The organism is Vibrio sp. 2CM40D (assembly GCF_023161825.1).
Classification (GTDB): domain Bacteria; phylum Pseudomonadota; class Gammaproteobacteria; order Enterobacterales; family Vibrionaceae; genus Vibrio; species Vibrio alginolyticus.
In genome coordinates, this window is record NZ_JALNTL010000003.1 from 150,199 (window position 1) to 164,605 (window position 14,407).

14 protein-coding genes and 1 pseudogene are annotated in these 14,407 nt (G+C 45.2%); 10 read left to right on the forward strand and 5 right to left on the reverse strand.

The window, feature by feature from the left end; genetic code table 11:
* Nucleotides 1-61: 61 nt before the first annotated feature.
* Nucleotides 62-2,708, reverse strand: a pseudogene (locus tag MTF70_RS07285) (DUF2339 domain-containing protein).
* A 440-nt stretch (nt 2,709-3,148) separates the two neighbouring features.
* Between MTF70_RS07285 and MTF70_RS07290 the strand changes: the two are divergent.
* From MTF70_RS07290 to MTF70_RS07305, 4 genes are all read left to right on the forward strand, one after another.
* The gene (locus tag MTF70_RS07290; RefSeq protein ID WP_005373994.1) at nt 3,149-4,948 is read left to right on the forward strand and encodes a sodium:proton antiporter; all 1,800 of its coding nucleotides are present in this window, start codon (nt 3,149-3,151) and stop codon (nt 4,946-4,948) included.
* Nucleotides 4,949-5,186: 238 nt separating this feature from the next.
* The gene (gene fni, locus MTF70_RS07295) at nt 5,187-6,206 is read left to right on the forward strand and encodes a type 2 isopentenyl-diphosphate Delta-isomerase (protein WP_054576170.1); all 1,020 of its coding nucleotides are present in this window, start codon (nt 5,187-5,189) and stop codon (nt 6,204-6,206) included.
* Between the two features lie 194 nt (nt 6,207-6,400).
* Complete coding sequence (locus MTF70_RS07300) at nt 6,401-6,664, forward strand: DUF3012 domain-containing protein (protein WP_005373992.1); 264 nt, start codon at nt 6,401-6,403, stop codon at nt 6,662-6,664.
* Nucleotides 6,665-6,915: 251 nt separating this feature from the next.
* Nucleotides 6,916-7,314 carry a GFA family protein gene (locus MTF70_RS07305; RefSeq protein WP_005388696.1) on the forward strand — a complete coding sequence of 133 codons (399 nt, stop codon included), beginning with the start codon at nt 6,916-6,918 and terminating at the stop codon, nt 7,312-7,314.
* A 93-nt stretch (nt 7,315-7,407) separates the two neighbouring features.
* Here MTF70_RS07305 and MTF70_RS07310 read toward each other — a convergent pair whose 3' ends face one another.
* Nucleotides 7,408-7,758 (reverse strand): rhodanese-like domain-containing protein, encoded by a 351-nt coding sequence (locus MTF70_RS07310; protein ID WP_054865459.1) that lies wholly within the window; start codon nt 7,756-7,758, stop codon nt 7,408-7,410.
* 267 nt (nt 7,759-8,025) lie between these two features.
* Between MTF70_RS07310 and MTF70_RS07315 the strand changes: the two genes are divergently transcribed.
* From MTF70_RS07315 to MTF70_RS07325, 3 genes are all read left to right on the forward strand, one after another.
* The gene (locus tag MTF70_RS07315) at nt 8,026-8,316 is read left to right on the forward strand and encodes a co-chaperone GroES (RefSeq protein ID WP_005373989.1); all 291 of its coding nucleotides are present in this window, start codon (nt 8,026-8,028) and stop codon (nt 8,314-8,316) included.
* A 33-nt stretch (nt 8,317-8,349) separates the two neighbouring features.
* Entirely contained in the window at nt 8,350-9,948 is a 1,599-nt protein-coding gene (groL, locus tag MTF70_RS07320) for a chaperonin GroEL (protein ID WP_053304624.1), read from the forward strand.
* A 105-nt stretch (nt 9,949-10,053) separates the two neighbouring features.
* Entirely contained in the window at nt 10,054-10,263 is a 210-nt protein-coding gene (locus tag MTF70_RS07325; protein WP_082240179.1) for a hypothetical protein, read from the forward strand.
* 131 nt (nt 10,264-10,394) lie between these two features.
* Here the strand turns inward: MTF70_RS07325 and MTF70_RS07330 are convergent, their stop codons facing one another.
* A complete protein-coding gene (locus MTF70_RS07330) occupies nt 10,395-11,006 on the reverse strand; it encodes a LysE family translocator (protein ID WP_033906294.1) in 612 nt (203 codons plus the stop codon).
* A gap of 109 nt (nt 11,007-11,115) precedes the next feature.
* On the opposite strand from MTF70_RS07330, the gene MTF70_RS07335 reads away from it, so the two are divergent.
* Both MTF70_RS07335 and MTF70_RS07340 read left to right on the forward strand, forming a co-directional pair.
* A complete protein-coding gene (locus tag MTF70_RS07335) occupies nt 11,116-12,006 on the forward strand; it encodes a LysR family transcriptional regulator (RefSeq protein WP_205461102.1) in 891 nt (296 codons plus the stop codon).
* A gap of 59 nt (nt 12,007-12,065) precedes the next feature.
* Nucleotides 12,066-12,437, forward strand: a complete 372-nt coding sequence (locus MTF70_RS07340; RefSeq protein WP_005373979.1) for a VOC family protein — start codon at nt 12,066-12,068, stop codon at nt 12,435-12,437.
* 98 nt (nt 12,438-12,535) lie between these two features.
* Here MTF70_RS07340 and MTF70_RS07345 read toward each other — a convergent pair whose 3' ends face one another.
* Nucleotides 12,536-12,757 carry a hypothetical protein gene (locus MTF70_RS07345; RefSeq protein WP_017635120.1) on the reverse strand — a complete coding sequence of 74 codons (222 nt, stop codon included), beginning with the start codon at nt 12,755-12,757 and terminating at the stop codon, nt 12,536-12,538.
* Nucleotides 12,758-12,879: 122 nt separating this feature from the next.
* Between MTF70_RS07345 and MTF70_RS07350 the strand changes: the two genes are divergently transcribed.
* Entirely contained in the window at nt 12,880-13,407 is a 528-nt protein-coding gene (locus MTF70_RS07350) for a TetR/AcrR family transcriptional regulator (protein ID WP_005373975.1), read from the forward strand.
* Nucleotides 13,408-13,451: 44 nt separating this feature from the next.
* On the opposite strand, the gene MTF70_RS07355 is transcribed toward MTF70_RS07350, so the two are convergent.
* Nucleotides 13,452-14,402, reverse strand: a complete 951-nt coding sequence (locus tag MTF70_RS07355) for a helix-turn-helix domain-containing protein (RefSeq protein WP_064354512.1) — start codon at nt 14,400-14,402, stop codon at nt 13,452-13,454.
* Nucleotides 14,403-14,407 lie beyond the last annotated feature (5 nt).

Sequence of the window (14,407 nt, forward strand, 5' to 3'; positions counted from 1 at the left end):
TATCGTCCCCCAATAACGAAAACAGCGCACTGTCGGGAATCTCTCTTCGACTCGTCTAGGGCTAGAGTGCTTTTGCCACCGAACGATTCAATTTCTGGAATAGCCATCCAAGTGCTATCAAAGACGCACCTAAGCCTAAGAAGCTTATTGCTCGCCAGAACCCATCCAGAGAGCTCACATCCCATAAGAATACTTTCAGTGCGACACAGGCAAGGACCACTAGACCGACACGCTGCATCATCAGCCCCTGTTGGGTCACGCCGCGCCAAGTCAGTAATCCGCCTACGAGCAAGCCAGCCACTGAATAACTAAACAACTCTGCCATGCTGGTTGGCTGATACAGCATCATCGATGTGGTTTGCCAGAATTGACGGATAGACATCCCCAACCAAATGGCTGCAAGTAAAAAGCCTAGACTAGCAATCGCAAATCGATGAACTTGCAACGTATTCCAGCGTTTAAATGTTGCGATAAGCAGGATGCAAGCTGGTAACAGCCAGCCGATACTCAGCATGTTAAAGATGGGAAGTGCTTGTGCCGAGACGTTATCAGTCACCAACGGCGATTCTGCCGTATTAAGCAAAATAATCAATATAGCGAACGCGCACCAAAGCAAGTAACTATAGATTTCGTAGATACGACTTAAGCGTTGCGCAAATTGGCTGCGGTAGCTGTATACCAAACCCATAACTAATGCTTGATTGGCAAAGACTGCCGCACTTGTGAAGTCGATGTGCCCCAAGTAACCATATTGCCCCGTTAACCAGTAGTTAGTTTGGGTGAACAATGCCATTAAGAATACATGTAAAAATGCCCCTTCAAACCAGTTGGTCAGTTCTCGGTCCGCTTGCTTTAGTGTTGAACGAGCATAAGACAAGATGAAGAGAGAAGGCAGATAACTCACAAGAACCCAAGCCCAATGCCCAGCTTCTACTGGTTGCCATTCGGGGATGAAAGGTAGCAGCGTGAGTCGGATAACCAGTATTCCCATTGCCACTTTAATCGCCCAACTCGCAGGTCGAAATAACCCGACTTGAGACTGTAAGGCCATTATCGCAACTTGTATTGAGATTGCTGTTGTTAACCAAGTATCGCTCAACCAAACAAAAGCGATACCTACGATTAAAGCATGCATAACGGCAGAGCATTCTAATGCCAACGAACGTGCACGCTGACCAAGCACAACGTAGTAAGTGGCCATCAATGCGCAGAATGCAGTCCAATACCACAGGTAGCCTTGCATAAATTCGTCAATATAAAACAACGTAATTAAGCTCATCGCGGGAGCCAGTACCAGCAGAAGCAGCCCACTGAGTTGCGAACGGTCACTAAGTGATTGGCAATATGTTCGATAGCAGATCAGCGCAATACTCACCGCCAATGCGAATAGGATGCTAGCTTCTCGCTCTAACATATACAGCGCATCAAAAGCGATAGTAAGAACAATCAGCGCGGTTGCCGAGACGAGAATGGATGGCAAAAATACACGTAATGACCAGCCTGTACGAAGTGCTGGTAGCCAGATGATCGCAACAAGCAGCATATAACAGTACGCCATTTGTAGAGTGTTCAGCTCCGGCATTCTGGTGACGGCAGAAAAGGTCAATAAAGCAGTTGCGAGAGCGGTAGCGGTCGGCGAGTTTGTCCACTTGCTTTGATAGTGACGAAAGCGAGGATTGAGCATCCAACCCATTCTCGGAACCGCGAAAATGAGATACAAAGTGATGGAGAGATAAATCGCGAGCCACGAGAACAACAGTTCTGTTGGTACACTCTCAATTAACAGCAACATCCAAATGACATGTGGAATCGCGATACTTGGCGTAATCCATGCCCTACGCACTTTTTGCATCAATAAGGTCGCCGCGAACGAAATCGCGCAGATGTATCCGGCTAACAAAAAGTAGTTGGGTTCACTACCTCCAATCCACAGTGGTGCTGTGTAGCCACCAATTAAGCCAAGCACGGCCATTAACGGCCCTTGTCGCAATGATAATGCTAAACTGAAAAATGCGGCTGAAGCCAAAATGATCAACGAGATACTCGGCGTTAACATTTGATAAACCACAAAGGCAAAAATGACGGTGCAGTAAATGCCCGTTAATCCCGTACCGGTAACGGCAGCAGGAACATACGTAAAGCCTTGGGCTCGTGCTGCCCGTTGCGGATTCTGTTGTTCTTTACGGTGAAACCACTCGCCAACAAGCACCATAAGTAATGAGAGCACAAAGGCAAAGGATACTCGCATAAATGGCGAAAACTGGATGTGGCTACCAATCACCTGTACGAGATAACCTCCACCGATCAGCATGGCCAATGCGCCTACCCAAACCAACCAATTTTCTTGAATGTTGCTAAGCAGGCTCTGAACTTTACTCTGAAGGAATGACTCATTTTCTTGACTAAAAACATCCAGTTGCACTTCTCTTGTCTGGGCGTACCCTTGATTCGCAGCGCTCTGGTCCAAGTCTAGGTTGGCAGCTGGATCATGTTCCCCAGAGGATGAGACATTTTTCTGTTGTGATTCTATGTGAGGTGGCGTCGCTACAGATGGTGTGTCTTTTTCGATGCTGGATTGTTGGTGCACTTGTGGGTTTGAGCCCCCATGGACACTGGCTCGTAGTGATGTGACTTCCTGCTAGTTCTTTTTCTAAAAGTGCAGCTCGGTTGGCGGCTTTCACTCCGATGAGGATGGCGAGACACGCCATGAACAGTGCTAGTATTACGTACAATCCATTTCTCCTTGCGTACGTCGCGTGACCCACGATTCTTAACTTTGAGCACTTACGCTAAAGCTTAGTTCATGCTCTATGCCTTAGCCTCATATAGTGCTAGGTTCCGCGCTTTCTTTAGAAATCATTCTACATAATGAAACTCAATGCGTAATGATGAATTCGACAAAGTCGCACACTTGTGTGCCACTTTAATACCTGATGAACAAAAATGAGTCGTTAAGTCATTGGGGGTCAACTATATTCATAATTCTGATGCGATCGCCAAATGACTTCAAACATGTGCGTTTCGTAGCGATGTCATCGAAGGTCAGTCGTTTGATTTGCACGTTCGGTTGTTTCTATTTGACCGTAAGGCTGAATGTATTCGGGTATAGCGCATTTACGCGAAAAAAGACAAAAACAGGTAATTATTGATGCAAGTGGGTAATGAAGCGCTGGTGCTGTCAGCGGTTGGGGTTATTGGTTTAGGTTGCCAATGGTTAGCTTGGCGATTGCGTTTGCCAGCGATTTTATTTTTGTTGTTGGCAGGGCTGATCGTCGGGCCATTTATGCAGTGGTTAAATCCTGATGAGATATTAGGTAATTTGCTCTTTCCGTTGGTTTCTTTAGCGGTGGCAGTGATTTTATTTGAAGGCAGTTTGACCTTAAACTTTAAAGAAATTCGTGGCGTGAGTGGTTCGGTATGGAGCATTGTTTCCATCGGGGCGATCATTTCGTGGGCAGCGACCAGTATCGCAACACACTATTTCCTCGGCTTTACTTGGGAGCTTGCCATGTTGTTCGGCAGCTTAACCGTAGTAACAGGGCCGACGGTCATCGTGCCACTTCTACGAACCGTAAGACCTAACAGTACGCTTGCTAACATTTTGCGATGGGAAGGGATTTTGATTGACCCGCTCGGTGCGCTTTTTGTTGTGATGGTTTACGAGTTTATCGTATCTCACAGCGCGATAAATAGCGTCGAAGTGTTTGGGACGATCATTGCTGTCGGCGTCATGCTAGGTGCGGCCTCAGGCTATGCAGTTGCGACGATCATGCGTCGCTCTTGGCTACCGGAATATTTGCAGCCATTTGCGGTTTTGATGGTGGTTCTAGGTGTATTTTCGGTCTCTAACCACATTGAGTCTGAAGCTGGGTTACTAACCGTCACCGTAATGGGTATGTGGCTCGCAAACGCTAAAGACATCAATATTCAGCAAATTCTGCACTTTAAAGAGCATTTAACCATTTTACTGATCACCGGATTGTTCATCTTCCTTGCGGCTCGAATCAGTCTGGATGATTTTGCTGCGCTAGGTAGCGGTGCGTTATTGTTGTTTGTATTTATGCAGTTAGTGTCGCGTCCGTTATCGATTTTTCTTTCAACCTTCCGCAGCAACTTGCGTCTTAAAGATAAGCTGTTTTTGTCTTGGGTTGCACCGCGCGGTATTGTTGCTGCTTCGATTTCGTCTCTTTTCGCGATCAAATTGACCGAATACGGCATTGATGAAGCGATTTTACTGGTCCCTATGACCTTCATGGTGATTATAGGAACGGTCGTGTTACAAAGTGCGACGGCACGTCCTGTAGCGCTGACGTTGGGCGTTGCAGAGCCAGCACCACGCGGCTTCTTGTTGATTGGTGCTAACCGAGTAGCAAGAGAAATAGGGCAGGCGCTGGCGCGTTATGACCGCCGCGTATTAATGACTGACTCAAACTGGGAGTACATCAGTCAGGTTCGTATGTTGGGGTTGGATTACTATTACGGCAACCCTATTTCTAGTCACGCGGACGACAACTTGAACTTGATAGGAGTTGGACAAGTGGTTGCATTAACGCCCGATCAGCATTTCAACATTATGGCTTGCATGCAATTCGTCGACGAGTTTGGGGAAGATAAAGTTCACTGCTTACAAAAAGTGAAAACCAACGGCAATGGCAGCGAGAAGCACTCCGTGGCTCAGGAGTACCATGGTAAATTGCTGATGGGCGGCAATGTAAGCTATACCCAGCTAGCCAGTATGTTAAGTCGTGGTGCAGAGGTTAAACACACGAAATTGAGCGATAACTTCACGTATCAAGATTATTTAGCGCATCACAAAGGTAGTTCAGTTGTACCGCTGTTCCATGTAGAAGAAAAAGGAAAAATTCAATTCTGTGATGATCCCGAACAGTTTGAACCAACGACGACAAGCACTGTTGTGTCGCTAATTCTGTCGGACAGCGTAAAGTAAACTACAGAGCAATGTGATCCATTTTCATCATGGGTATCGTACGCTGATTATCTCAATTTGAAGAGAAACTTGCCGGCTTGTTTAAAACGGAAAGCGAGTTTCTTTTCTTATAATGTCAGGGGCAGTCGAGATTCATTACTCGTTTCGGAAAAGTAATCCGGCAAATTCACAAAATTCGCATTGACGTTACTGATAAGGATCGCAATACTGCGCGACTGTTTTACTTTAGGGTGACATTATGGCTCCGCAAACTAACCGAAAAGATTTACACCTAGATGCTGTTTTACATCATGATATGAGCATGAAGCATAAAACGGCGGGTTTTGAGTCTGTCGAGTTTGAACACTGTGCGCTGCCAGAATGTGACTTTCACGCGATCGATTTATCGACAGAGTTTCTTGGTCATCAATTAGCGCTACCGTTTTTGATTAGCTCGATGACTGGCGGAGCAAAAGACGCAGAAACGATCAATTGTCGTTTGGCTGAAGCCGCAAGTGAATTAGGTATTGCCATGGGTGTGGGCTCGCAACGGATTAGCTTAGAAGAAAGTCAGCATTCGGGCTTGGGTAAAACCATTCGTGAGTTGGCGAAAGAAGTACCGTTGTATTCCAATCTTGGAGCCGCTCAATTGCTCGATAAAGGTAAACTCGATAATGCGCAACGTGCGGTAGAGGCGATTCAAGCAGATGCCTTGTTTGTGCACGTTAATCCAATGCAGGAAGCGTTTCAGAAAAATGGCGACCACAATTGGGTTGGTGTTTTCCAGGCAATTGAGATGCTTAAATCTCGCGTGAAGGTTCCTATCATTATCAAAGAAGTCGGTTTTGGTATTAGCGGACACATTGCGCAGCGATTAATTGATGCTGGTGTGGATGCAATTGACGTTGCGGGCGCGGGTGGTACAAGCTGGAGTGCGGTTGAAGGGTATTGCCAAGACAATCCGAAAATGCAGCGTGCAGCCGAGCTTTTCCGCGATTGGGGTGTCCCTACAGCAACATGTTTGGCTCAAATCCGCGCACTGCATCCTACATTACCGTTGATCGCCTCGGGAGGTGTTCATAACGGACTTGAAGCGGCGAAAGCCATTCATTTGGGTGCTAATCTCATTGGGCAAGCTGGTGCGGTATTAAAAGCTGCGACGATCAGCACGCAGTCTGTCGTCGAACACTTTGAACAAATGGCATTAGAGCTGCGTTTAGCGTGCTTTGGTACTGGCTCTTCTAAGGTTGGTGAGCTAACGAAAGCGCGCTGCCTATAGCTTTTAGAATGGCGCGCTTTACACAGAGTCGCTCAATAATTTTTCGATGTCTTAACACGTAGACTGATAATTTCGTTATAGTTGATACAAAAGTCACTTCAGCTAGTGACGCCTTTATTCAGACACTTGAATGGGCACGTGTTGAAGAGATTGAGTTTAATTTTACTATTGTTTGCAACTGGAACCTTAAATTTATGAAAAAACTAGTCATGCTGATGTTGGCGGCTTCTGCTTTGACCGCTTGTAGTGATGAAGTGGGCACTGAAGGCTGGTGTAACGACATGCGCGATAAGCCAAAAACAGAATGGACAGCAGACAACGCGGTAGACTTTGCAAAGCATTGTGTTCTGCAAGATGGTGTCGGCAGCGAGCAATGGTGTGAAAACCTGAAAGATAAGCCGAAAGGTGACTGGACTGCAAACGAAGCGACCAGCTTTACTAAACACTGCATTTTTTAAGCACAGCGGAAAGCGCCTTTTCTGAGGCGACATTCTGTGAGGTAAACACCAAGCGTTATTGCTTGGTGTTTTTGTATCTAAAATAGCTCGATTTTTCACGTGTCAGCGCACCTCCCTCTGAATGGAATGTTTTACATTTTCGTTTCATTTTTGAAAACCTGTATTGCCTGTCTTTAATTTTTCGTATTGCAATGGCATGGTGTCGAGGTAGCCATCTAATTCAATTAGATTCATAACAAAAAGGAATTCAAATGGAAGTACTAAAAGGCTCATGTCTGTGCGGCAAGGTAAAGTTGGAAGTGGCAGATGAATTTAAGTACATGGGAAATTGCCATTGCTCTGAATGCCGCAAGTTCACAGGTTCTGACTATTCATCTGCCGGTGGTATTGCGTTGGATAAACTGCTTATTATCCAAGGGAAAGAAGATATTCAAACTTATCAGAAAAGCGAAAATACCATGCTATGCTTTTGTCGCCACTGCGGATCGAGCCTGTATTCGAAAAAGAACAATGGGATCGTCAATATTCGCCTTGGTATCTTGGATGACACACCTTCTCACAAGCCTGATTTCCATATTTTTGTCGCGTCGAAAGCGCCGTGGCTCGAGATATCGGATAACCTGACTCAATTTGATGCAGGGCCAAAATAGAGTTGTTGTAGATAAGTATTTAGAAACAGAGCGCGTTACAATACGCTTGCGACACGCTCTGTGCTTTTACTTTGTATATTAGAACGGAGACGACTATTTGGCGTCTTGTAGTTCTTCAAAGCCACCTGCATTGTGCAGATTCGTAAAGCCTTGCGATTTTAAGTATTGATACGCTTTGCCAGAGCGGTTACCACTGCGACAGTACAACACGATAGCTTGATCTTTATCGACGTCTTGAAAATGTTTATCAAGTTCAGATAAAGGGAAGTTGACGGCATTATCCAAATGCCCTTCAGAAAATTCTTGCGGCGTGCGCACATCGACAATCATCGCGCCCTTGTCAATCAATTGCCACCCTTGTTCAGCGCGTTCAGAAGCCGACACGTTGGGTGAGAGGAAGCCCACGCATAACGTTGCAAGAAATAGAGATACGGCCTTTTTCATTGTTTGATTATCCTTTTTAAGAGTACGTAACCACTCTAGATTTGATTGAGCACATTTTCCATCATAAAGAGATGCTAAGTGGTTGTGAATACGATAATTCGATAGAAAATTTTATTTAATTTAATAAAAATTTTTTATCAAATTCACCTCTTGAACTCTCATTTTTCGACCTTATTATTTTCATCGAAAGCGAGCTGTCGACTCGCAAATCCATCTTGATGTTTATTTTGTCTTTTATTTTTGGTTCCAAGTAGGAGGCACTTAAAAATGAAAATTCGTCCTTTAAATGACAAGCTAATTGTTGAAAGACAAGAGGTGGAAAATAAATCTGAAGGGGGAATCGTTTTAACTTCTCAGTCGGTGAAAAAATCAAACCGCGGGAAAGTCATTGCTGTTGGTTTAGGTAAACGTCTTGAAAATGGCGAACGCGCTGCGATGGAAGTCAAAGTGGGCGACCAAATCATTTTCAATGACGGTTACGGCGTGAAAACCGAGAAAATTGACGGCGCAGAATACTTAATTCTGTCCGAATCTGATGTGTTAGCAATCGTTGAGTAATTATTTTTGTAGTAGTTTTTTGAGGAGATAACCATGGCTGCAAAAGACGTATTATTTGCTAATGACGCACGTCAAAAAATGCTGAAAGGTGTGAACTTACTGGCGGACGCAGTAAAAGTGACACTAGGCCCGAAAGGCCGCAACGTTGTGCTTGATAAATCTTACGGCGCGCCAACCATCACCAAAGATGGCGTGTCTGTAGCGAAAGAAATCGAACTGAAAGATAAGTTCGAAAACATGGGCGCACAAATGGTGAAACAAGTGGCGTCCAAAGCGAATGATGAAGCGGGGGACGGTACAACGACCGCTACCGTACTGGCGCAATCTTTCATCAATGAAGGTCTTAAAGCGGTAGCCTCTGGCATGAACCCAATGGACCTAAAACGTGGTATCGACAAGGCCACTGAAGCGGCGGTTGAGAAACTACGTGAAATGTCTAAGCCATGCAGCGACAAAGAATCTATCACCCAAGTGGGTAGCATTTCTGCAAACAGCGATCGCGCGATCGGTGAAATCATTGCAGAAGCGATGGAGAAAGTGGGTCGCAATGGCGTGATTACGGTTGAAGAAGGCCAAGGTCTAAACAACGAATTGTCTGTGGTTGAAGGTATGCAATTTGACCGCGGTTACTTGTCGCCATACTTCATCACTAACCAAGAAAATGGCAGCGTCGAGCTAGACAACCCATACATCTTATTGGTGGACAAAAAAGTCAGCAGCATCCGCGAGCTATTGCCTGTACTAGAAGAAGTAGCGAAATCTTCTCGCTCGCTATTGATCATTGCTGAAGACATCGAAGGTGAAGCGTTAGCGACATTGGTTGTGAACAACATGCGCGGCATCGTGCGTGCGACCGCGGTGAAAGCGCCTGGCTTTGGTGACAACCGTAAAGCGATGATGGAAGACATTGCGGTACTAACTGCTGGTACGGTCATCTCTGAAGAAATCGGCCTAGAGCTCGAAAAAGCAACGTTAGAGCAACTAGGTAGTGCGAAGAAAGTGACCATTACCAAAGACACAACAACCATTGTGGGTGGCGCAGCAGAAGCAAGCGCGATTGCTGATCGTGTGGCTTCGATTGAAAAACAAATCGAAACAACCACTTCTCAATACGACAAAGATAAGCTTCAACAACGTGTTGCGAAGCTATCTGGCGGCGTAGCGGTGATCAAGATCGGCGCTGCAACCGAAGTTGAGATGAAAGAGAAGAAAGATCGCGTGGACGATGCGCTACACGCTACTCGCGCAGCGGTTGAAGAAGGTATTGTTGCTGGTGGTGGTGTAGCTCTAACTAAGATCGCGAAAGAATTGGCGGATCTAAAAGGCGACAATGATGACCAAAACGTGGGTATCCGAGTTGCGCTACGTGCAATGGAAGAGCCTCTTCGTCAAATCGCAACTAACGCAGGTGACGAAGCTTCTGTTGTGGCGAACGCTGTCAAAGCTGGTGATTCCGATTACGGTTACAACGCTGCAACAGGTGAATACGGCAACATGATCGAAATGGGCATCTTGGACCCTGCGAAGGTAACACGTTCAGCGCTTCAATTCGCAGCGTCTGTTGCTGGCTTGATGATCACCACTGAAGCGATGATCACCAACCACGTTGAAGACAAAGAACTTGATATCTAACGTCATCAACCGTTAGTGATTAAGTAAGCGTTAAAATAACAATAACATTGCAAAACCTAAGCGGGCTCGCTTGAGCCCGCTAATCAGTCATTTGAGGTAAGTGTTATGACCCGTTTACCTGCGTTTTCTTTCTCAATATCTGAGCCGGGCGGTAATGAAGCTTCGTCAACGTGGCCGACTGCTATTCACTTCCCCCTCGTTCCAGCTGGGCCAGAGTTTTCGATCGAAAATGCTCTGCCTAAACGTCCGATAGTGACGATATTCACTATCGATCTGTCTCAGTTATTTAAAGGGGACGCTCGGGTCATCCATTAACTGTATCGAAACAGCCAGCGCACGTTGGCTGTTTTTTTCTAATTTAAAGTATTGAAAATGTAGATTTTTAATTGATTACTGCCACTTGTTCAATGATCAATTTGAACTGGGGTAATCGGACCGCAAGCGCACTACACCTTTAAGCCCAGCATTGCGCCGAAAATGATTAATCCCGCCCCACATGCTTGATTGAGTCGATGCTTAATCTTCAACAAGAAAGCTTGTAGCTGGGATGACGTGAATAAAACAGCAACGATAGAAAACCAAATACCATGCAGCGCAATCATATAAATCCCGTAAAAAAAGGCGATGTGTTGCTGACTAGAGTCGGGAGAAATCACTTGGCTAAAAATACTCAGAAAAAACAGCATCGTCTTGGGATTGAGTAAATTACACAGAAATCCCTGCATGAAAAATCGCCACATTGAATACTCGCTCTGTTGAATGGTTTCTGAGTTTGATGCAGGTTGCGAGGAGAATATTCCTTTAATCCCAAGGTAGACAAGATAAGCGGCCCCAAGATAGCGCACGAGATTAAACAACCATTCATTTTGTGAAATTAAGTAACTGATCCCTAGCATGGAGTAAGCGATGTGGATGCTGATCGCCATGCTGATACCAATCGCACTGTATACGCCTGCTTTTCGTCCTTGATTTAAGCTATTTCTTAATACCAAAACAAAGTCTGCGCCAGGGCTAATGACAATAAGCACACCTAATAACGCAAGAGTTACAAATTCCATATCGGTTTCCTGTTTGAATGATGAAGTCTGGGATGTAGCGGAATTGTAGGCGTCTTTATTACTGACTATAATCGAAAAACATTCCCATATTGGTGAGAAAAACTCACAGATGCGTCACCTGAAATCTTTTTATGTCTTCCACGTTGCGGCGAGTTCTTCAAGCTACACTGAAGCGGCTGACAAACTGAACATTACCCACGGAGCCGTGAGTAAGCAGATCAAGCAACTTGAGCAATATCTGTCTCAACCTTTGTTCTTCAAAGAGGGCAGGAAAGTCGTGTTGACGGCAGAAGGCGAATTACTCAAGACATACACAGAAACGGCATTCCAAACGCTAGAAACAGGCGTGAATACGCTTATTCAAGAGAAGCATCAGCATCTTGAAGTGTCTTGTGAACCGACATTAACCATGCGCTGGTTGATGCCAAGGTTGGCCGCGTTTAATGATGAACACCGTGCTGATGTTCGTTTGTCGACGGCTGGTGGCCCGGTAACATTAGGATCAACTGGGCGTTCGATGGCGATTCGTCGAGACGATTTTGCGCAGCATCACGATTACGACAAAACCATTCTTGTGGAAGAGTGGGTGGGGCCGGTATTTTCTCCTGAGTATTGGCAATCCATTAAAGACAATTTGAAAGCAGCTCGATTGTTGAATAGCCAAACCAGATCGAATGCTTGGGCGGATTGGCAGCAATCAACACGTTGTGAAACTTTCAACGGCAACACTCAGCAATCATTCGCGCATTTTTATTTTTGCATACAAGCCGCAGTGGATGGCTTAGGCGTCGCAATGGGATCGTATCCTTTTGTCATGGACGATATTAAGCGTGGTAATTTGGTCGCACCATTTGGGTTTTCTCCATCAAGTTGTAATTACGTTTTATTGAGTCAAGATAAAAAGCGTACAGAACTCGAACATAAATTTATCACGTGGTTACAAACGCAAATGGCAGAGTGTGTGCCACTGTCATCACAGCAGATTACGCAAGGCGAATAGAAGGCATAGAGCGAGATTACGTCAGTCAGTTTTATGGAAAAAGGCTTAGGAAATTGGAAATGGAAAACCTCAATATTGTTGAAATCAAATCATTTGTTCCGGCGAAAGATTACGCGCTATCAAAACGCTTTTATGAGGCGATTGGCTTTGAAATGGCATCGGACTTCGGTGATGTAGCATACTTCTCTCAAGGTAGCTGCGCGTTTCTTTTACAGAATTTTTATGAGCCAGAACACGGCAATAACTTTATGATGCACTTGCTCGTAGAAGACGCAGAAAGCTGGCATCAGCACTTATCCAAAGTGGGTCATGAAGAATTTGGTTCGCGTTTGACTGAGCTGGTCGAGCAACCTTGGGGCATGCGCGAATGTTGTTTGTTTGACCCTAGCGGCGTTTTATGGCGAATTGGTCAGAACATGAATACTGACTAACGCCAGTCTTATTTTCACCACATCTACGCGCAGGTATTGAGATCTCGATATCTGCGCGTTTTCTTTTTTACTTAGCCTTGCCAACGTTTGTAGCGCACTCACGCCTTTTTCGAGGTGGTGTGCGATGGGCTAACGCCAAAAAACTCCTCAAGCAGCATGGCTTTGAGTTCCGCTCTGACTTCTGCGCCACCGATTAACGCCAAAAGTGCGAGTCCTCCTGGAATAAGGATGACCATTAATATCGGTCTTAAAATATACGAAAAGCAGAAGATGGTCGGGAAGAAAATCAATCCTTGGCCTAGTTTGTTTAATACGTACATGAGCGATTCCTTTTGTTTTTATATAAAATGAGCATGCTCAATTTTATAAATGAGCGCGCTCAATTTGTCAATCTCAACCACGCAAGGTATGATCCTTTCAGGCTCATTAAGCAGACACATCAATGACGAAGCGACAACAAACCAGAGATAAAATTCTAAAAGCCGCATGGGCATCTTTTGCTCAAAATGGCTATGACATGACGACCACAAGGCAGATAGCGAGAGAAGCAGGAGTAGCCGATGGCACAGTGTTTAGCCATTTCCCGACTAAACTGTCGATTTTGCGCGAAGGGATGCTGGCGCAACTGCAACAGATCAGCCAAGAAACGCTAGTCAGTGTGGAAGGTAAAACCGATATCGACATTGGTTTGGCGCTGACGGAGAAATACTATCGCTACTATTTTGCGAACGTTGAGCTGAGCCGAGCCTTGTTGAAAGAGGTGATTTGGGATTTGGATTATTATCAGTCGTTTAACCAAGCTTTGTTTCAATCTGTAAACGGAAGCTCCGTCCTTGAGGGAAAAATACCGCTGATTTTTGACTGCTATTTTATGACGTTAATCTCGCACTTGAGCCGTGCAGAACCGGATGTTGAAGCGGCACTTGAAGAGCTTCATGCTAAGTTTCAGCAAATCATTGCGACTGCATAACATGGCCCCAACGCAGGATCTGAAAGAATATACTGCCTGTCATTTTATTTGCTGGACTCCCATTTTCTCGTTTCAGTTGGCGTCTCACCAAATAGCCGCTTGTAGCTTTGACTGAACTGCCCGAGATGGAAAAAACCAAAGTCAAAAGCGATTTCTGCAATTGTTCGATTATCTTCAGGGCTTTGTAGCACTCTACGTACTTGATTCAAGCGCATTCGATGTATGAACTGCTTTGGGGAAGTATTACAGCAATGTTCAAAGGTGTACTGTAGTGTGCGACGACTGACGTGTACTGCGTCACACAGTTCACTGACGGTTATCGGTGTACGGTAGTCTAGATCCTGTAGCTGTTGTTTTATACGGTGCATCACGTGTTGACGATGAGAGATTGATATCGGATGGCTCGTGTGCAGTGAACTGAGTGAGAACAACTCCAGCACAATATCTTTTAAGATTGCTTGATGTGTGGTTTCAGACCATCTTGGCTCGGCGGAACCAAGTAACGTGCCTAAGTAGTATTTAAGTTGTTGAATGTGTTTTTCCGTCAAACCCGTTAAGTGTAATGTGTTGTTTTGGATACTCCCAAGCTCAAGTTGATTTTCTATGATGTGAACGAAGTTTTTGTCGAGCACTATTCCATAGATAGAAAACTGCTCCGGTGTCATTAACTCAAAATCAGCGCCACCTTGCCTAAGCAAAAGTTGGCTTGAATTAAACTGACTGTGATTTAGGTGTAGCGGCTTATTTTCCGTACTCAAACCCAACCAAATACCTCCCTGTTCAACCCTGCATTGCTGTCTTAGCGAGCGGTTACTGTCTTCACGAAATACATGGAAATTGGGAAATCGTCGTTCTCGAATTTGACCTAAAAATCGACCATCGCTGAGTTGGTCATATTCCTGTTGCCAGTTTATCAGACTCGCAGCTTGTTGGTTTGCATCCTTAGTGTGATGGATGCACAGCATTGGTGCAGTTTGGGGCATTTGGTTACTCATCCTTG